This is a genomic window from Blautia sp. MSK.20.85, assembly GCF_013317245.1.
Lineage (GTDB): Bacteria > Bacillota > Clostridia > Lachnospirales > Lachnospiraceae > Blautia_A.
Map to the genome: position 1 here is coordinate 53,764 of NZ_JAAIUN010000005.1, position 17,782 is coordinate 71,545.

Annotated in this window: 15 protein-coding genes, 1 tRNA gene and 1 pseudogene; 2 read left to right on the top strand and 15 right to left on the bottom strand. The window is 45.7% G+C overall.

Features of this window, described 5'->3' with window-relative positions; all coding sequences use genetic code 11:
• Window positions 1-52: 52 nt before the first annotated feature.
• Together ligA and G5B12_RS04200 are read right to left on the bottom strand one after the other, a co-directional pair.
• Window positions 53-2,014, bottom strand: a complete 1,962-nt coding sequence (gene ligA, locus G5B12_RS04195; RefSeq protein ID WP_118168547.1) for an NAD-dependent DNA ligase LigA — start codon at window positions 2,012-2,014, stop codon at window positions 53-55.
• An 85-nt stretch (window positions 2,015-2,099) separates the two neighbouring features.
• Window positions 2,100-2,750, bottom strand: a pseudogene (locus G5B12_RS04200) (pseudouridine synthase); the annotation flags it as partial.
• Window positions 2,751-2,858: 108 nt separating this feature from the next.
• Between G5B12_RS04200 and G5B12_RS04205 the strand changes: the two are divergent.
• A complete protein-coding gene (locus G5B12_RS04205; protein WP_174087792.1) occupies window positions 2,859-3,395 on the top strand; it encodes an N-acetylmuramoyl-L-alanine amidase family protein in 537 nt (178 codons plus the stop codon).
• A gap of 59 nt (window positions 3,396-3,454) precedes the next feature.
• Here the strand turns inward: G5B12_RS04205 and G5B12_RS04210 are convergent, their stop codons facing one another.
• From G5B12_RS04210 to G5B12_RS17795, 12 genes are all read right to left on the bottom strand, one after another.
• Window positions 3,455-4,375, bottom strand: coding sequence for an SH3 domain-containing protein (locus tag G5B12_RS04210; protein ID WP_021978177.1), 921 nt, complete (start codon window positions 4,373-4,375; stop codon window positions 3,455-3,457).
• A gap of 57 nt (window positions 4,376-4,432) precedes the next feature.
• Window positions 4,433-4,504, bottom strand: a tRNA-Arg gene (locus tag G5B12_RS04215).
• Between the two features lie 177 nt (window positions 4,505-4,681).
• The gene (locus tag G5B12_RS04220; RefSeq protein ID WP_174087793.1) at window positions 4,682-5,455 is read right to left on the bottom strand and encodes a hypothetical protein; all 774 of its coding nucleotides are present in this window, start codon (window positions 5,453-5,455) and stop codon (window positions 4,682-4,684) included.
• 9 nt (window positions 5,456-5,464) lie between these two features.
• Window positions 5,465-6,496: a DUF6077 domain-containing protein gene (locus G5B12_RS04225; RefSeq protein ID WP_021978179.1), complete on the bottom strand. Its 1,032-nt coding sequence runs from the start codon at window positions 6,494-6,496 to the stop codon at window positions 5,465-5,467.
• A complete protein-coding gene (locus G5B12_RS04230) occupies window positions 6,493-8,787 on the bottom strand; it encodes a xanthine dehydrogenase family protein molybdopterin-binding subunit (protein ID WP_174087794.1) in 2,295 nt (764 codons plus the stop codon). The genes G5B12_RS04225 and G5B12_RS04230 overlap by 4 nt, the downstream gene beginning before the upstream one ends.
• On the bottom strand, window positions 8,784-9,254 hold the full coding sequence (locus tag G5B12_RS04235; protein ID WP_015524717.1) for a (2Fe-2S)-binding protein: 471 nt from the start codon (window positions 9,252-9,254) through the stop codon (window positions 8,784-8,786). Before G5B12_RS04235 ends, G5B12_RS04230 begins: the two co-directional genes overlap by 4 nt.
• Window positions 9,251-10,063 carry an FAD binding domain-containing protein gene (locus G5B12_RS04240; protein WP_173754264.1) on the bottom strand — a complete coding sequence of 271 codons (813 nt, stop codon included), beginning with the start codon at window positions 10,061-10,063 and terminating at the stop codon, window positions 9,251-9,253. Before G5B12_RS04240 ends, G5B12_RS04235 begins: the two co-directional genes overlap by 4 nt.
• 122 nt (window positions 10,064-10,185) lie before the next feature.
• The gene (locus G5B12_RS04245) at window positions 10,186-11,862 is read right to left on the bottom strand and encodes an alpha-glucosidase (RefSeq protein ID WP_174087795.1); all 1,677 of its coding nucleotides are present in this window, start codon (window positions 11,860-11,862) and stop codon (window positions 10,186-10,188) included.
• Window positions 11,863-11,873: 11 nt separating this feature from the next.
• On the bottom strand, window positions 11,874-12,509 hold the full coding sequence (locus tag G5B12_RS04250) for a GNAT family N-acetyltransferase (protein ID WP_174087796.1): 636 nt from the start codon (window positions 12,507-12,509) through the stop codon (window positions 11,874-11,876).
• A gap of 20 nt (window positions 12,510-12,529) precedes the next feature.
• Window positions 12,530-14,575, bottom strand: a complete 2,046-nt coding sequence (locus tag G5B12_RS04255) for a M28 family peptidase (RefSeq protein WP_244096038.1) — start codon at window positions 14,573-14,575, stop codon at window positions 12,530-12,532.
• Window positions 14,576-14,738: 163 nt separating this feature from the next.
• Window positions 14,739-14,969 carry a hypothetical protein gene (locus G5B12_RS04260; protein ID WP_174087797.1) on the bottom strand — a complete coding sequence of 77 codons (231 nt, stop codon included), beginning with the start codon at window positions 14,967-14,969 and terminating at the stop codon, window positions 14,739-14,741.
• A 39-nt stretch (window positions 14,970-15,008) separates the two neighbouring features.
• Window positions 15,009-15,140, bottom strand: coding sequence for a hypothetical protein (locus tag G5B12_RS17795; protein WP_255493873.1), 132 nt, complete (start codon window positions 15,138-15,140; stop codon window positions 15,009-15,011).
• A 309-nt stretch (window positions 15,141-15,449) separates the two neighbouring features.
• On the opposite strand from G5B12_RS17795, the gene G5B12_RS04265 reads away from it, so the two are divergent.
• Entirely contained in the window at window positions 15,450-16,037 is a 588-nt protein-coding gene (locus tag G5B12_RS04265; protein WP_021650917.1) for a cytidylate kinase-like family protein, read from the top strand.
• Between the two features lie 599 nt (window positions 16,038-16,636).
• Here G5B12_RS04265 and G5B12_RS04270 read toward each other — a convergent pair.
• Window positions 16,637-17,743: a DUF362 domain-containing protein gene (locus G5B12_RS04270; protein ID WP_144100637.1), complete on the bottom strand. Its 1,107-nt coding sequence runs from the start codon at window positions 17,741-17,743 to the stop codon at window positions 16,637-16,639.
• Window positions 17,744-17,782: the final 39 nt, after the last annotated feature.

Genomic DNA, 17,782 nt, shown 5'->3' on the forward strand with positions numbered 1-17,782 from the left:
TTACCGTAATGTAGATATCTTTAATCCGCATTTCCCGCAGTTTTTATCATAATCACTGCTTTCCCACAAGATTCAGAAAATCTTCTTCTGAAAGGATCGGGATTCCCAGTTCCCTGGCTTTTTTGTTCTTGGATGAACTGGACTGGATATCATTGTTGATCAGATAATTTGTCTTCTTGGTCACAGACCCCGTCACTTTGCCACCCAGAGACTCGATGAGTTCTTTGGCTTCACTTCGATTTCCGAAATGTACCAGGCTTCCCGTGATCACAAAATTCATTCCCGCAAAAATCTGTTCCTGCTTCGGTCCTTCATCCTGAATATGCAAAAAGCTCATAAGATGATCCAGACGACGGTTATTCTCTTCATCCTGGAAATAGGAAACCAGATTTCCGGCGATCACAGGTCCGATCGTATCAATTTCACTGATCTCTTCCAGGCTGGCATGACGGATCTTTTCAAGATCATTATTAAAATAGCGGCAGATCACTTTTGCATTGGCAAGTCCAATATTTGCGATTCCAAGACTGTAGATCACTCTCGGAAGCGTTGTTTCTTTCGCCCGTTCAAGGCTTTCTATAAGATTATCATAGGATTTCTGTCCAAATCCTTCCATCTCTACAATTTCATCCCGGTATCGGTTGATCTCAAAAATATCACCAAAATCGTGAATAAAACCACGGGCGATAAATTTCTCCAGTGTCGCTTCTGAAAGTCCGTCGATATTCATTGCATCTCTGCTGGTAAAAAGGCCAAAAGACTTGATTTTTTTGGCTGGGCACCCCGGATTAACGCAAAAAAGACATTCCACATCATTTTCTTTCTTCACAACAGTTTCCTGTCCACACGCCGGACAGATATGCGGAACCGGTGCATTACCACTTCCTGTCAGATTCTCCGCGATCTGTGGAATGATCATATTCGCCTTGTATACACGGATCGTATCCCCGATTCCAAGTTTCAGCTCTTTCATAATGCTGATATTATGCACACTGGCCCTGCTTACCGTCGTGCCTTCCAGTTCTACCGGTTCAAAAACAGCTACCGGATTGATCAGGCCTGTTCTGGACGGGCTCCACTCAATTTCCAGAAGTTTCGTATCACGCATCTCATCTGCCCATTTAAATGCCATGGCATTTCTGGGAAATTTAGCTGTAGTTCCAAGAGATTCTCCATAGGCAATATTGTCATACAGAGCCACCAGTCCATCTGATGGAAAATCATTCTTCGTAACTGCTTCCGCAAAATAATCCATAGCTTCATCCAGAGTATCTGCTGTAACTTTACGGTACTCTACCACATCAAATCCCTGGGCATTCAGCCACTGAAACTGCACTTCTCTGGAATTCTGGAAATCCACACCCTCTGCACTCACCAGAGAGAATGCATAAAACCGTACATTCCTCTTTGCCGTAATCTCATTATTCAGCTGACGCACGGAACCACTGCAGAGATTTCTGGGATTTTTGTATTTGGCATCTGCATCACCGATCGTTTCATTGATCTTCTCAAAATCGGAATACGTAATGATCGCTTCTCCACGAAGTACCAATCTTCCTCTGAACGAAATCTTAAGCGGAATATTTTTGAAAACTCTTGCATTGTTGGTAATGACCTCTCCCACAATACCATTTCCTCTGGTAACTGCCTTTACCAGCTCTCCGTTTTCGTAGGTGAGCACTATCGTAAGTCCATCCAGTTTCCACGAAAGAAGCGTTGGATGTTCTCCGACAAACTCCCGCAGTGCTTCCCGATCCTTTGTTTTATCCAGAGAAAGCATCGGTCTCTCATGTTCTTCCTTGGGAAGCTGATCTACCGCTTCATAGCCGACATTAACGGTCGGACTGTCTGCCAGAACGATTCCTGTCTCTTCTTCCAGTGCGCTCAGTTCGTCGTACAGAGCATCGTACTCCACGTTTGGCATGATCTCCCTGTCTTCCTGATAGTACGCCCTGGACGCTTCCCGGAGCTTTTTTCCCAGCTCTTTCATTCTTTTTATGGATGTTTCGTTCATGGCCTTCCTCCGTCTTTCTTTCTGTTTTTGCGGAGGAAAGCATTTCCTCCAGCTGTTTTCTCTCTTCCGGCCTGATCTCACGGTATTTCCCCGCTTCCAGCCCGTCAATATGCAGGTTCATGATCCGAACTCTTTTTAATGTTGTGACTTTATATCCAAAATATTCACACATACGTCGGATCTGACGGTTCAGTCCCTGCGTAAGAATAATCCTGAAGCTGTTCTTTCCGGTTTTTATGACTTTACAGGGACGTGTAACTGTGCCCAGGATCGGCACTCCACTGCTCATTCCCTGTATAAACGCTTCTGTTACCGGTTTATTCACTGTTACACAATATTCTTTCTCGTGATAATTTCCCGCTTTCATGATACGGTTCACGAGATCTCCCTGATTGGTCAGAAGAAGCAAGCCTTCTGACTCTTTATCCAGACGTCCTACAGGATAGATCCTCACCGGATAGTTCAGATATTCTGTCACTGTCATTTCATTGCGCTGCTGTTTGGTACTGCAGACGATCCCTCTTGGTTTATGAAAAAGAAGCAGAATCTTTTTTTCCTGTTTCTTTATTGGTTTCCCGTCAATGCAGATCTCCTCATCCGGAAAAATCTTTTCTCCTGTGGAAACGACTGTTCCACGAACAGTTACCCGTCCAGCCTCCGTCAGTCTGTCTGCCTCTCTTCTTGAACAGACACCTGCATCACTTAAATATTTATTAATTCTGATTTTTTCGTCCATTATTCTATTATATATTTTTTCCCTAGTATTCGCAACCGGTTATTTTCCTTGTATTTTTCTGACAGGTATTGTATGATAAACAAAAATGTAACAGTCAGGAGGAAAATCATGTCAGACCGTACACCTCATCTGAACCGACTGCTGATCTTTATTATTATTATTTTGTGTCTGATCTGTGGACTTCTTTTTACCCAGTCATCTGCTGGACCGTTCGGAAACAGCCATACTTCTGTAATCGCAGAAAATACAGGCGATATTGCTGTTCTTTCTTCCGACAAAGACCAGAACATTAAGCTGAATATATCTGGTACCGACATCTCTGTTTCACCTTCTGCCACTCCATCTCCAACCCCTGTCAAAGAACAGGATGCAGAAAATGTTTCTCCTGAAGCGGAAAGTGGAACCTGGACAGCAGATGGAACAAACTGGAAATTTATGGTAAATGGAAAGGCCTATACAGGCTGGCTTACAGATACCGATGGCCACAGATATTATTTCAACAAAAAAGGGATCATGCAGACCGGCTGGCTTGAGACAGGCAAAAAGCGCTATTATCTGGACGAAGACGGAATCATGCAGACCGGCACCATTACGATAGACGGTCAAAAGTACACATTCGCTTCAAATGGTTCTCTGAAAAAATAAGATCAGCATGGCAAAAAAAATGCAGGCTCTTCAAAAGAACCTGCATTTTTATTACATTTCTACTCCAACAGACTGCTGTGTACATATCCGGTCTGTCCATCATAATCGACCTGTATCCAGTCACCTTCCTGCCCCTTCTTTTCAACTTCCGTTCCTGCAGAAAAGCCACCGATAACTTCACCCTCTGGATCTGCGGAAGCACGAACATTACAATCTTCTGTGACTGTAAGCATTGTTCCTGCATCTGCAGAAGCACTGGCATCATCACCCAGGCCCTGAAGAAATTCTGCCAGAGAGGAATCTCCTGCCTGTGCTGCTTCATAATCAGCCTTCACTTTCGCAATAAGATCCTGAACATCTTTCTCTGACTCCAGTTTCTTCACATATGCACTGATATCTGCGTCTTCATCAGCTCCACCCTTGATCTTCAGATTTCCGTCACTGTCAGTTTCCACATAAAACTGGCTCAGCGCCGGAACCGGAGTCTCAATTCCTGTACAGATATAGTTAAAAACCACATAGACGACATACGAACCGTCCGTTAGTCCCTTCTTTGCGTAAACATCCTGTACTTCATACCCGTCAATATAATCCCTTGAATTAATCTGTGACTCATCGGCCGGTGTAAATCCGTCCTCAATTGTCTTAAGTGTTGCAATGTCTTTTTCCCCAAAAGCTTTATAATAGCTTTGAATCAGCTCGGTTACTTCCGTGCTGGCTTTTTCCATGGTTGTCTCCGCATTCGTATCTGTCGCGGGACTGGCGTCTTTCTTCTCGTCTGTCTCCCCATCATTTGCCGGAGAAGAAGGATCATTTTCCTGGTTACTTTGGGCTGTTTTCTGATCTTCATTGGAATTCCCCTTCTTACCTCCAACACAGGCGCGGACGCCAAAGATCAGAACAAGCACGATCACCAGAATTGCTCCGCCTAACATAAAATAGCGAAGGTTATCTGATAACCATTCTCTGAAATCATCCAAGTTCTTGTCCTCCTTATCATAACAACACGCCGGAACAATTCCCACTGTTCCGGGTAGCACACCTGAAGGGAATCGAACCCCCGCACATGGTACCGGAAACCACTGCTCTATCCACTGAGCTACAGGTGCATAATGAAAAACATAACTTCTAAATCAGGTATGAAATTATCAAAGTTGGCTTACACTGTCTTTGATTGTAGCACATAAACATAAAATTGTAAAGATTTTTTTAAACAGTGTACATTCATCACACATTTCATATTATTTCCGGTACAGATTCTGAAGTAAACTGTACCAGAAACATATTCATTTATATTTATCACACGAAAATATATAATACGTACTTACCGTATCCAGAACCTGGTAGCCGCCGGCCACCATATCCAGAACAAAATTTTCATCCGGAGGTACCATCACCACATATGTACAGTGAACGGCATCTGCCAGGCTGGAAGTCTTTTTTCCATCGGGGACTTCCGAAGTGATCTGTTTATACAGAACTCTTGCCTTCTTACCTACAGCACCATCCCCTCTGCGTCCGTAGGCCATTTTCAGGGAAGGATCATACACCCGGATATAGGATGCCGTATATTCATCTGCGGCGATCCGCACTTCCTTTCCTTCTCTGTCCTCATTGATCCGGTTACAGATCATTGCGATCTGATCCGGTACCTGCTGGCGGTTAAAAACTCTTTCGAAATTTCCTGCTTTTATCATTCCGGTCCCAGAAGCAGCAATAACTCCTGTCAAAACCAGCACCAGGATCACCTGCACGATCCGGTTGCGACTTCTTCGGACAAGCTCTGTAAAACCGCCTGCGATCAGCGGAACCGTAGGTAAAAGCCACAAAACACGCCAGTACACGATTTTTCCTATACATTTCATAATCACCCGTCCGGAAAACGGACAGAAAAACAATACCAGAAGAAAAACGGAATATAAAACCAGACTGAGACTGTTTTTTTTCTTTTTCCCAAAAATCAGTGCACATGCTCCGCCAAGAGCCAGAAGATACGGTATCCAGCCATTTCCCCAGTACATCCTCCACACATTAACTGTCCATGCAATTATTTCTTTCATTATTTTCTCCTATCGGATCATAATATACACAAGTCCAAGAAGCAGCGACGGCAGACAGCACAAAGCCGTACATGCTGCTTTCTGCAGACTGTGAAACCGTACCAGTCCCATGATCAGAAGGATCACCAGCATCATACAGGCCAGAATAATTCCCATGGAAGAAAGGAGGCAGCAAGAAATATCTGCCAGTAAAAGCAGCAGCCATGAATATTCCTGTTCTTTTTCCAGAATGATACCTATGCCAAGATATAGAAGCAGAGGTAGAAAAACCGATGCCAGGCATGCTTTTCCCTGCCAGATACGGATCATCTGAAAATTCTCAGAATTATAAACGGAATATGCCGAAAACCAGATCAGTACCGCACAAAAGATCATAAAGATCCCCCTCGCATGTTCATCCTCCGGAAACCACCGTTTCGCATACTGATACAGAACCAGATATGCCATAAAAATAAAGACTACAGGAAATATCACATGCGCCACAATTGCCGGATGAAGTCCTACAAGAGAACTGATCACTGCAAGAAATATCGGAAACGGCGACAAAACATACCTGCTTGGTAATCGTGTATAGGAATATCCGGTATACGGATTAATGGAAAAAACGGTATCCGTATGGACAGATGTTGTAGCTGTTGCCACATAAAAAGCGTCATCCGCATCCATATGAGCCAAAAATGAAGCAGCCACAAGCTGGAGTAAGATCAGTATTGCAGCTACAACAAAATAAAAAGACATTTTGCCCGTCTTCTCACCATTTCCCGTAAAACCATTCCGTTTTACCAGTGCCAGGACAATCCCCAAAACAGCAGCTGATGCCATTACAGCGGCAAGACTGTATTTCAGGACATGCAATGGCAGTTTAGCCCAGATTGCCGCCAGCGCCAAAATCTCTGCAAAGGAAAACATCATAAGATATCCTGCAAGAAGGTTCATTCCCATCGAACTTTTTTTACTTTTACAGAGGACTACCCCTCCGGCCGCCCACGGAACTGCCAGCAGCCATAAAGCTGCCAGCAGACATTTGATCACCATATTCATTTCTTCTCTCCGGCTTCCTGCTCAAGAATTCCCATCGCAACTTTTTCCGGAGTGATCGGGAGTTCACGGACACGGACACCGGTTGCATTGTAAACGGCATTGGCAATCGCAGGGCAAGGTGTATCGATTACAAGCTCACCGATGGATTTTGCACCGAATGGGCCGGTCTTTTCGTAACTGCTCTCAAACTCGATCCGTACTTTCGGGATATCCATACGGTTGGGGATCTTATACTGCATGAACGAATTGTTCCGGATCTTTCCCTTGTCTGTATACTGCACATCCTCATACAGGACCATTCCGATACCCTGACCGATACCGCCTTCTGCCTGCACTCTGGCAAGGTTCGGATTGATCGGGGTTCCACAGTCGATCACACCTACATAGTCAATAACGTCAATCTGTCCGGTCTCTTTGTCGATCTCCACCTCGGCAGCTCCTGCCATAAACGGTGGCGGAGAGATCGGAGAAGAATATTCTTTTACAACCTGAAGCTCACTGCAGACTCCACAGGTCGCTTTTCCCGCGATCTGCTGCAGCGTCACCTCTTTTCCATCTTCTGTGCGGACTTTTTCTCCGTCAAAATCAGATTCTTCCTCAGATACACCAAGCATCTGTGCACCAAAAGCGTGGATTCTCTTCCTGAGCTCTCCGCAGGCCTGGATCACCGCATTTCCGGTGGCATAAGTTGTGGAAGATGCATAAGAACCGGAATCATAAGGAGAAATATCCGTATCCACACTGAACACCACGATATTTTTCATATCAGTATCCAGACAGTCTGCTGCCATCTGTGCAAGGATCGTATCGCATCCGGTTCCCATATCGGAACAGCCAAGAGCCAGTGTATAGGAACCATCCTCATTTAATTTGATATCTGCTCCGCCAACATCGATCCCCGCAATGGAAGATCCCTGCATAGCCATGGCGATACCGACACCACGTACTTTTCCGTTGCCCATATCACGGAACGGATATTTTTCATCCCAGCCGATCATTTCTTTTGCACGGGCAAGACATTTATCCATGGTACAGCTGCCGTTAATCGGTACATCCGGATATCCCGGAAGTGCTTCTCCTTCCATCGGCATGTTCAGCTCACGGAATTTTACCGGGTCCATACCCATCTTATGAGCCAACTCATCAGCCGCAGACTCCACGGCAAAAATACCCTGTGTGGCACCATAGCCACGGTAAGCGCCTGCCGCCTGCATATTGGTATAAACCACATCATAAGCAAAACGGTACGCTTCTGTGTGACGGTACAGCGCAATAGATTTATGTCCGGAAAGTCCGACCGTTGTGGGTCCATGTTCTCCATAGGCGCCGGTATTGGAAAGGGTATAAAGATCGATGGCCTTTACGATACCATTTTCGTCCGCACCCATACGGATATGGACTTCCATCTCATGACGCGGAGAAGACGCGATCATGGATTCCTTTCTGGAAAAAACGATCTTGGACGGACGCCCGGTAACCCATGTTACCAGTGCCGGGAAAACCTCACTGACAGAAGACTGTTTTGCACCAAAGCCCCCGCCGATACGAGGCTTGATCACACGAACTTTGGAAGACGGAATGTTCAGCGCATTTCCTACGATCCTTCGGATATGGAACGGGATCTGGGTGGAAGAAACCACCGTCAGTCTCTGAAAATGGTCCATATAACAGTAGGTACGGAAGGTCTCCATCATGGTCTGCTGATTTGCCTTTGTGTGGTAAACCTGGTCTACTGTATACGCACATTTTTCCAGCATGGCATCCACATCACCCACTTCTTCTACATTGGAGGAACAGAGATTACGCTTATTATCTCCGCCGGCCGGGATCGGCATATACCAGTCATCCTCCGGGTGCACCAGAATGGGATTATCCTTGGCTGTGTGGATATCCAGAACCGCTTCCTCCACACGATATTTTACCTTAATGCGCTTCAGGGCTTTATCTACTGCCTCTTCTGTCTCACCGGCTACGATGGCAACCGGATCCCCTACAAAACGCACATGCTTATCTATGATATAACGATCCCATGGACTGATCTCAGGCGCTGTCTGCCCGGCCAGAGTAAATCTTTTGTGGGAAACATCCTCATAGGTCAGAACACAGGCAATTCTCTCGATCTTCTTTGCAGCATCTGTCTTGATCTCTTCCACCCAGGCATTGGCATGAGGACTTCTTAAGATCTTGACGATCAGGCAGTCAGAAGGTGCAAGATCATCGGTATAGACCGGTTTTCCGGTTACCAGCGACATTGCATCTGTTTTTGGCACCGGCTTGTTTACGTATTTCATTTTCCTTCCTCCTGTCCTTTTTTATAGTCGAGAAATTTCAGGATACTTCTGGTCTGTCCCACAAATCCCGAGCAACGGCACAGATTTCCGGAAAGATATTCCAGGATATCCTCTTCTGTGGGATCTTCCAGTTCCTTTAACATGGCAAATACATTCATGATAAATCCCGGATTGCAGAAGCCGCACTGCTCTGCTCCCTCATTTGCCATAAAAGCGCCGAATTCCTTTGCTTCCTCCTGCATTCCCTCCAGAGTCACGATCCGTTTCCCGTCTGCGCGGGCAGCCAGCATGGAGCAGGACAGTACCGGACGTTCATCCATCAGCACAGTACAGAGACCACAGTTTGCAGTCTCACAGCCACGTTTTACGCTGTAACAGCTGTTTTTCCGCAGGAAATCCAGAAGCAGTTCATCCGGACGTACCTCTGCCTGCCGTTTTACACCATTCAGCCAGAAAGTGATATTCATTCTGCTCTCCCTCCGATCTCTTCCCAGGCCCTTCTTGTAAGGACTTTCACAAGAAGACTTCTGTATTCTTTTGAAGCACGCATGTTCTTGTCTGTAGGAACATGTTCCGCCGCATATGCGGCAAAAGATGCTGCTGCATCCTTTTTCTGCTGTGCATTCATCTGTACAAAATCTTTTAAAATTTCCTCTTCATCTTCCACGATCATTGCTTTTCCGGGTCTGGCCCCAATGACAGTTCTTGCTTTTCCGTCAATAAGAGCGGCCGCACAGGTGAGCACGGGAAAATCTGTGGAATTGTTCCGCTGACTTAAGTACACACTGTTCAGCGGCTGTTTTTTTACAATGATATTTACCAGGATATCGTTATCCTTTTCCATGGATGCAAACTGTGCCAGCGGAATGGTTCCGCCATTGTACAGCTCCACCCAGGTATCCAGTGCCAGAAACATGGTCAGTACATCGGAAAATCCGAATCTTCCGAAAATACTTCCGCCCACTGTGGCACAGTTTCGAAACTGCACACCCACAATGTGCCGTACACTTTCACGGATAGCACTGTTTGTATAGGCATTCAGCTCTTTGTGGGTTTCCAGCGCATGAAGTGGTGTCATGCAGCCGATCACAAATGCTTCTTCTGTTTCTGTAATAGTATCCAGCCCAAGACCTGACAGATCAATGGCTGTCATGATGTTCCGGTTTCCCATTTTCAGCCAGACCATACCGCCCAGCACACAGGCTGTTCTTTTCTGGTTCAGTTCATATGCCTGTTCAAGGCTTTCTGCCTTTACGTAATTCTTTATCTTCAGCATACTTTATTCCCTTCTGAATTCTCATTCTCTTTCTTTACGGCTGTTTTTTCAGCCGAACATTTATTTTAACAGACTGTCAGCTAAATAGCTATTGTTTTTTTCTCTGCTGTTCTGACGCCGCATTAGACAGCGGTCTCCAGAACGATAAACTGATACGGTTTCAAAATGATCTCTTTTTCTGTGATCTCCACAGCTTTCTGATTATTCAGAAGCACCTCTTTTACTTCTCCCGGCAAAGATACCTTCTGTGACTGTGCCTGCATATTTCCCAGGATCAGAAGATTTTTCTCACCGTTTCTTGTATAGGCGATCAGATTCTTCTGTTCTTCCTGATATGGAGCGAATGTTCCGTATACAAGCGTTTCTTTATATTCCGGAGCTTTTCTCAGTGCAGTCAGCTTTTTGTAGAAAGAAAGGAGGGAGTTACTATCCGTTAACTGAGACTCTATATTGATCTCCTTATAATTGGGATTGACACCAAGCCACGGCTCTCCTTCTGAAAATCCCGCATTTTTCTCTGCGCTCCACTGTACCGGAGTTCTGGCATTGTCTCTGGAAAATGCGGAAGCAGCATCAAGCGCTTCTTTTTCACTGCATCCGGCACGGAGCGCTACCTGGTATTCATCGATGGTACTGATGTCATCGATCTGATCCATAGAAGTAAACTCCATATTTTCCATACCGATCTCCTGCCCCTGATAAATAAACGGAATTCCTTTCAGCAGGAAATAAACACCTGCCAGGAGCTTCCTTGAATCCGGACAGCGGTCTTCCGGAGAAATATAGTGACAGACACCTCTTGGCTCATCATGATTCTCAATAATGTTGGAGATCATGCCGGTATCCCCAATCTTTTTCTGTGTATGGAAAATACACTTCTTGTACTCTTCCGGAGTCAGGTACGGTTTGGATGCATACCAGCCATCCTCGCTCTTTCCGTAACAGGTTTCTTCAAAATCAAACATGGATGAAAAATATCCGTTTTCTCCGATAAAATCTTTGATCTCATCTTCCTTTTCATTGAAGACCTCTCCTACAGTAAAAGCATCATAGGGATGAAAGCACTTCTCAGCCATCTCTCCCAGAAATTCTCCAATCCCTTCTGCCTCCTCCAGCATCCTCTCGACGCTGCAGAGCCCATCTGCACGATCGGCAGGATAATCGGAAAACGGAAGCTTCTTCTTGATATTGATAATGGCATCAATACGGAATCCGCCAAGCCCTTTTTCCATCCACCAGCGGATGTTTTTGTAGACTTCCTCTCTTACTTCAGGATTCTCCCAGTTGAGATCCGGCTGCTTCTTGTGGAATACATGGAGATACTGTTTATCCGGATGTCCCGGAAGCTCTTCCCATACCGGACCACCGAAATAGCTTCTCCAGTTGCAGGGAGCTTTATCATCCTTTTTGTCCCGGATATAAAAGAAATTTCCATACTTTCCGTCCGGATCCTTAATGGCCTGCTGAAACCACTCATGCTCATCGGAGCAGTGATTTACCACCAGATCCATAAGGATGTACATTTCTCTTTTTTTTGCTTCTGCGATCAGACGATCCATATCCTCCATGGTCCCAAACCTCGGATCAATCGCATAATAATCTGCAATGTCATATCCCTGGTCTGCAAGGGGAGATTTATAGATTGGGGAAAGCCAGAGGATATCTGCTCCCAGTTCCTTAAGATAATCAAGCTTGCTGATGATTCCCGGGATGTCTCCGATCCCGTCTCCGTTGGAATCATAAAAGCTCTTGGGGTATATCTGATATACCACTTTGTCATGCCACCATTTTCGTTTCATCGTAATTCCTCCTATGCCTGTTTGATCATGCAGTACTGCTTCAGATCAAATCCTTTTTTCTGTACAATGCCGTATAATTTAAATCCGAATTTCTCATACATGGAAACATTTGCCGGATTATGGGTTTCCAGAGAGATCATCAGCTTATGCCTGTCCGCATAATCGATCACCTCATCCATCAGCTTTTCAGCAAGACCGTGATGCTGCATCTTCGGCGCCACTGCCAGATAGATCACATGAAGCCTTTCTGCTGTATGAAGCTGGGAAGTCCAGCTGGAATTCAGATAGTCTTTTCCCTGGATGAATTTCCGCAGGGTCGCAAGACTTGGATCCTCTTTGATCAGATAGCCATCTGTTTTCAGAAGGGCAAAAAAATCCACCATCAGATTATGTAAGGCTGCTTCATGCTCCGTTCCATCGGATACTACCAGGATACTGTTCAGCTCACTGCTGTCTGCATAGATCTCGCAGGTCTCAAAAAACTCCGTAAGATCACAGGTAAAAAGCTCCGGCATCAGCCGTTCTCTGGTATCTTTGTCCGGGATCAGTGCATGATACAGAGGATCCTCCGAAAAACATACGGTCAATATCCGGATCAGCTTATCCAGATCTTCTTCTTTCACTCGGTATAAATTCTGGCTTTCCATTCTTTCCTCCAGGTATGGTTTTATTCTGTTCCTTTTTCAAACATATCACTGACCTCGCAGATCAGATTCCTGAGCTTTTCCGCTGCACGGATCAGATATTCAATATCATCGGCATAATAACGCTTCTGTCTTTCCCAGGCTTCCTTGAGGCTCTGCTTTTCCGCCTCCAGACTGTCACCCGGCTTCTTTTCCTTCAGCCTTTCCACAAGATCATAAAGGTTCTCATGATGGATGATCCTGCCCTTTCCCCACATCAGGCGATCCGGGGACTGCTTCAAGATATATTCCGTAAAATGATAAAAGACTTCCCGCTCAAACTGAAAGGCATAACAGTTGTTGTCAATACTGTAAAAAGCCTCCAGCGCAGGTGCGATCTCTCCTTTTTCCAGATATCCCATCGCTTTCTTCAGTGCATAAAGATTGTTCTGCACTGCCTGCTGCGGAAAGATCACATTGTCATCCCAGTCCAGGCGCACCAGATAATCCTGGGATTTCCGGAATACGCCGAGAAGTTTTTCGGTGATGGCATCGGCTTTTTTCCAGTTACGTTTTTCTTCCGGAATGCTGTTGAAACGGCGCACCTGCTCTGCAAGGATGGCAGCCGCTTTTTTTGCCTCTTCTGTTTTTTTCAGAAGGAGTGTATTGTCGGCGCCGATCTGCATACACAGATCCGTATCCAGGGTCTTAATACTTTGGTCCAGTACCCGCCCGAAATCCATTGGCGGCAGAGCAAGGCTGTCAATAGCCAGAAGAAGTTTCAGATAAAATTCATGATGGAATCTGTATACCTCTTCCTCATAAACATCCTGGTTATCGTATTGGGAATGATAATAATTTTCCATAAACGGGCCACCACTGAAATCATTGACCATGGACGGGATCCCGGAAATAGCCATGGTAAAATCATCAGACCAGGTTTCAATGGGATACAACGTGGTCATGCCCTCCGGATAAATCCCCTCCGGCATCTGCACAGCATCCACGAAGCTGCGCACAAAATCCGCATACTCATAGGTACATCGTACTGCATCTCTGGTACTGTGTGCATGAGCCGGAAGCTCAAAATTCAGATCTGCGATCACGTGCCCCTGCCACTCCGGTCTCGCCTCAAATACCTGGCGGTAAGCACCTGTGGACCAGTCATATTTTGTGTCGGAAATCCCCCATTCTTCTGCTGCAAGAGCACATACCACAATAGTATGGCGAGGTTTATAGCCACCACGGAGCAGCGCCCTGGCAATTCCAATGATCATGGCCACTGCCGCATTATCGTCCTGAAATCCCTCAAAATAGGAATCATAGTGAGCACTTAACAGGATCATGGAATCCGAATCGGTTCCCGGGATTTTGCCAACGATATTGTAGGTATACTGGTCTTTGATCACCTCTGTGTCCGCATCAAATTCCACGGAAAGCTCCGGAACACGATTCCCATTCTCATTTTTTTCCTCCATCAACTGACGGATCATAAGAAAATCTGCCCGTGACATGGAAAATGCAGGCGCACAGGAAGGTCCTGCGATATCCTGTGCATTCAAAGCCGTATCATCGATCTGTGCGTATCCTCTGCTCTGTACGGCGATCAGAGCTGCTGCACCCTTCAGGTGTGCTTGATACACCGGGTAGTTGATCCACCATTCTTCTCTCTGATTGATCTCGATAAGAACCAGCTTTCCTTTCACATCGATATCCTTATATTCGTCAGCTGTACCCTTTCCAAGATATACAAGATCAAACCTCTGAAAGCCATTGGTCTTAAAATCTGTCTGATATGCGCCAAGCTGGATCTCCCGGCAGGTTCCCTCTCTGTCATGGCAGCGCATCACAGCTTTTTTAAATTCCCATGCATCCACACGGATCTTATCTTTTTCTACCTGTGTGAGACCGGCTTTTTTCATTTCTTCCAAAAGCATATCTCCGGTTTTTCGCTCTGCCAGGGAGCCTGCTGTACGGTATCCCAGAACCGGATTTGTTTTTTCCTGTTCCATGCGCCTGGCCAGATCATAAGATTCTTTTATATTCAGGCATGAAACACATTTTTCCACGATGTTCAAATTTACTGTCATCCCTTTCTCGGCAGTTCCCTGCCGGCAGTTCCGTCCTCCCGGCAGAGATATTCCTCTAACTGTTATAGATTATACCTTATCAATGTGCGGATTTCCAGATAAAAAAACGCGATTTGTTCTGACAAAAAATCCATCTCACAAATCACGTTATTATAATTTCTTTTTAGCCGGAATACCGAAGCGCATCAATAGGCTTCCTGGATGCTGCCTTGTTAGCCGGATACAGGTCAAAAAGTACACCGATCATCAGAGACATGGTGTTGGTGACACCGGACATGGCTTCCATGATCTCTGACTGATCCACAATGGAAAAAGCGTCTTCGTCCTGCTCAAAGCGTTCCATCAGGAGCTCTGTAAACGCATTTTCTGCCAGGTCCAGATTACCGGTACCCACAATTGTCTTGGAAAGGTTCCCTTTTTTCGCCTCCGCCGATTACGTTTTCGCTACTTTTTTCTGCACCGGCTTCGTATGCGCCACTTTAAAATATCGCACAGTTCCCGCACCTGCCACACAGACAGCCGCCACCGGGACGATCACCATAAGCCTTTTACGTCGTCGTTTCATTTTCCTTAACCTCCAAATATGCTATGTATGTTCTCTCTGTTTTAAAATATTTTAAAAGAAAAATGTGTAAAGTCTTTGTGTGATCTGTGAAAACCCGGTGAAAAAGGTATGATATTTTTCATATGTAAATACGGATAATTAATTATATTTTCTGTCTGTTACCGTCGTTTTTGTGTATATTAAATATTATTTTAAGTATTATGTATTATTTTCTGGTATTTTTTACTGAAATATGTTATAAAAGAAGTAAGAAAAACTACCGGAAATCAGATATTCCTGCTTCCGGTCCGAAATAAAGGAGGTATCTTTATGGCAAAACGTATTATCACCATCAATCGTATGTTTGGAAGCAACGGACGCCTTATCGGCAAGACTCTGGCTGAAAACCTGGACATCGGTTTTTATGATAAAGAACTGATCGACATGGCTGCCAAGAAAAACAATATCCCCTTCGACACCCTGGCAAAGGTAGACGAGAAAAAAGCCAGTCAGTGGGTATTTCCCGTTGACAGTGAGCTGCAGTTTACAGATAATTTCTCTTTTGTACCAATGAACGATGTGCTCTATGATCTCCAGAGAAAGATCATCCTGTCCCTTCCGCAGAGAGAGGACTGCGTAATTGTCGGCCGCTGTGCGACCAATATCCTGAAGGATAAATCTCTTAAACTTTTTATCCATGCACCTTTTGAGGAAAGAGTTCAGAATGTGATACGCCGTACCGGCAGAGAAGAAGCCAGCGCACGGAAGCTGGTCAAAAAAATGGATAAAGAGAGAAAGGCTTACTATGAATACTTTACAGACAGCAAATGGCTGGATATGACACAGTATGATCTCTGTATTGACAGCAGCCGGTTTTCTATGGAGCAGATTATTGAGATTGTAAAGAGATGTCTTTAGGATTCTTTTTTCTGAAAATTTTTTTCTGAAAAATGTTTTTACGCTTTGGAAGCGTAAGTGAAACCGCAGGGGAGGGGAAGCACTCGTAGTTGCGAAAGGCCGTTTCCCCTCCCCTGCACCCCTTCCCTCAGGCCCCGCTAGAAATCGTACGTTTTGGTCATGTTACGTTACTGACAGGGCGATGGATTCTGCGTTTGTTTAAAACGCCAGGCTGTGCCGATCTCATCGGCATAACACCTTTCAACAAGAAGACGTATCCTTCCCACCATTCCAACACATTGAACAACACCAAAATATTTATTGACCAGACGCTATCCTTCCCACACCTCCAACTGCGGACGCTCAACTCATCAAAACGTAAGGACAGGACACCACGCATCCGCTTCCACCTCTCCGGCTGAAACGCCAGCCGGGGAAGTGACAGTCCTCCGGGCTGCTACGGAGGAGGGGTGATGATGGTTAGGTTGCGGGAGACGGCGTTATTGCGGAAGGGCCCAGCTGTTTGAGCCGAAGGCGAGTTCTGGGCCCTTCCGCAATGGTTTTAGCCGGCTCACGGAACCTTAGCAACACCCCCCGACGGAGTCCGGCCCGGAGGACTGTCACTTCCCAGGCGTCCGTTCGCCAATATACTCTTTCAAAAACTCATATATATCCCCCTCCAACGGCGGACACCCCTCCACATAATTCTGAAACTTACAGGTACAATGTCCCACACCAAGCACTCCCGTTTTACCACGATACCCCTGTCCGATGCAGATCTTTTCATCCAGCTTCTCAAAAAGCCCCTCTTCCTTCAGCATCTCCAATGCCGGGATCAGATACCCGTAGCAGGCACTGCAGGATTCCACTTCCTCCACGGCATCCGCAAGCTCCACAACCTTTCTGGATACCGGCATCCTCTGATCCGCACCATCCTCCAGAAATCTGACATCTGCTTTGGAAATATCTGAGCAGCCCACGCCAAGATCACCTGCCAGCTTCACATAAGGAACCTCAGCTACCTCATAATGCATCATCTGACAAACATATGCATCCACAAGAACCGGATCACAGGCAGCCATCACCCGGTTCATCACGACAGGATTTCCGCCATCCTCAAAATCCAGATCCCCGCAGATATTATCCACAACAATAAAGTCCTGCTGTATCCCCATATTCAGATGAGCAATGGGTTTATGAAGCCCCAGAGAATGAAACCGTCTCTTTTCCTTATTTGGGATCAACCCCTTCATATTCTTAAGGGCACAGGTGATCTTTGTCTGACAATGGCCTTTCAGAACCGGCACATTGATCAGAAAATCAAGCTCCTTTACCCGCTCGCAGACATTCAGCTCCATTCCGCCGCAGTCCACAGAAATACCCTTATCCTTCTGCATATCCCAGAACGGCACCTGATACTCTTCCTCAAGCCTGTCAAAGCCACAGGTCTCAAAGGCCTCCCTTGTCTTATCTCCTACCCAGGATCCCTCCAGCATCACCATATCCCGGAAGCCATGCTCCTTCAGATACTCGATAATTCCTGCAACCACTTCCGGATGAGTCGTTGCACCCCAGGAAGCCTCTGAAGGAGAAACCAGATTCGGCTTGATCCCGATCTTTTTCTTTCTGTCCCCGATATGAGATTGAAGATCCGCTTTTTCCAGAAGCTCCTTTGTCATTCTTTTATATTCCGTACCACTGGTAATAAAAATCTGATTTTTATCCATAATTATCAAAATTCCTTTCTTTCTGCAATGTGAATACTG

Bases quoted from the DNA above. Each gene is read 5' to 3' on its own strand.
- ligA (WP_118168547.1), bottom strand. From the start codon at position 2,014: ATGAACGAAACATCCATAAAAAGAATGAAAGAGCTGGGAAAAAAGCTC.
- G5B12_RS04205 (WP_174087792.1), top strand. From the start codon at position 2,859: ATGTCAGACCGTACACCTCATCTGAACCGACTGCTGATCTTTATTATT.
- G5B12_RS04220 (WP_174087793.1), bottom strand. From the start codon at position 5,455: ATGAAAGAAATAATTGCATGGACAGTTAATGTGTGGAGGATGTACTGG.
- G5B12_RS04225 (WP_021978179.1), bottom strand. From the start codon at position 6,496: ATGAATATGGTGATCAAATGTCTGCTGGCAGCTTTATGGCTGCTGGCA.
- G5B12_RS04230 (WP_174087794.1), bottom strand. From the start codon at position 8,787: ATGAAATACGTAAACAAGCCGGTGCCAAAAACAGATGCAATGTCGCTG.
- G5B12_RS04235 (WP_015524717.1), bottom strand. From the start codon at position 9,254: ATGAATATCACTTTCTGGCTGAATGGTGTAAAACGGCAGGCAGAGGTA.
- G5B12_RS04240 (WP_173754264.1), bottom strand. From the start codon at position 10,063: ATGCTGAAGATAAAGAATTACGTAAAGGCAGAAAGCCTTGAACAGGCA.
- G5B12_RS04245 (WP_174087795.1), bottom strand. From the start codon at position 11,862: ATGAAACGAAAATGGTGGCATGACAAAGTGGTATATCAGATATACCCC.
- G5B12_RS04250 (WP_174087796.1), bottom strand. From the start codon at position 12,509: ATGGAAAGCCAGAATTTATACCGAGTGAAAGAAGAAGATCTGGATAAG.
- G5B12_RS04255 (WP_244096038.1), bottom strand. From the start codon at position 14,575: ATGACAGTAAATTTGAACATCGTGGAAAAATGTGTTTCATGCCTGAAT.
- G5B12_RS17795 (WP_255493873.1), bottom strand. From the start codon at position 15,140: ATGAAACGACGACGTAAAAGGCTTATGGTGATCGTCCCGGTGGCGGCT.
- G5B12_RS04265 (WP_021650917.1), top strand. From the start codon at position 15,450: ATGGCAAAACGTATTATCACCATCAATCGTATGTTTGGAAGCAACGGA.
- G5B12_RS04270 (WP_144100637.1), bottom strand. From the start codon at position 17,743: ATGGATAAAAATCAGATTTTTATTACCAGTGGTACGGAATATAAAAGA.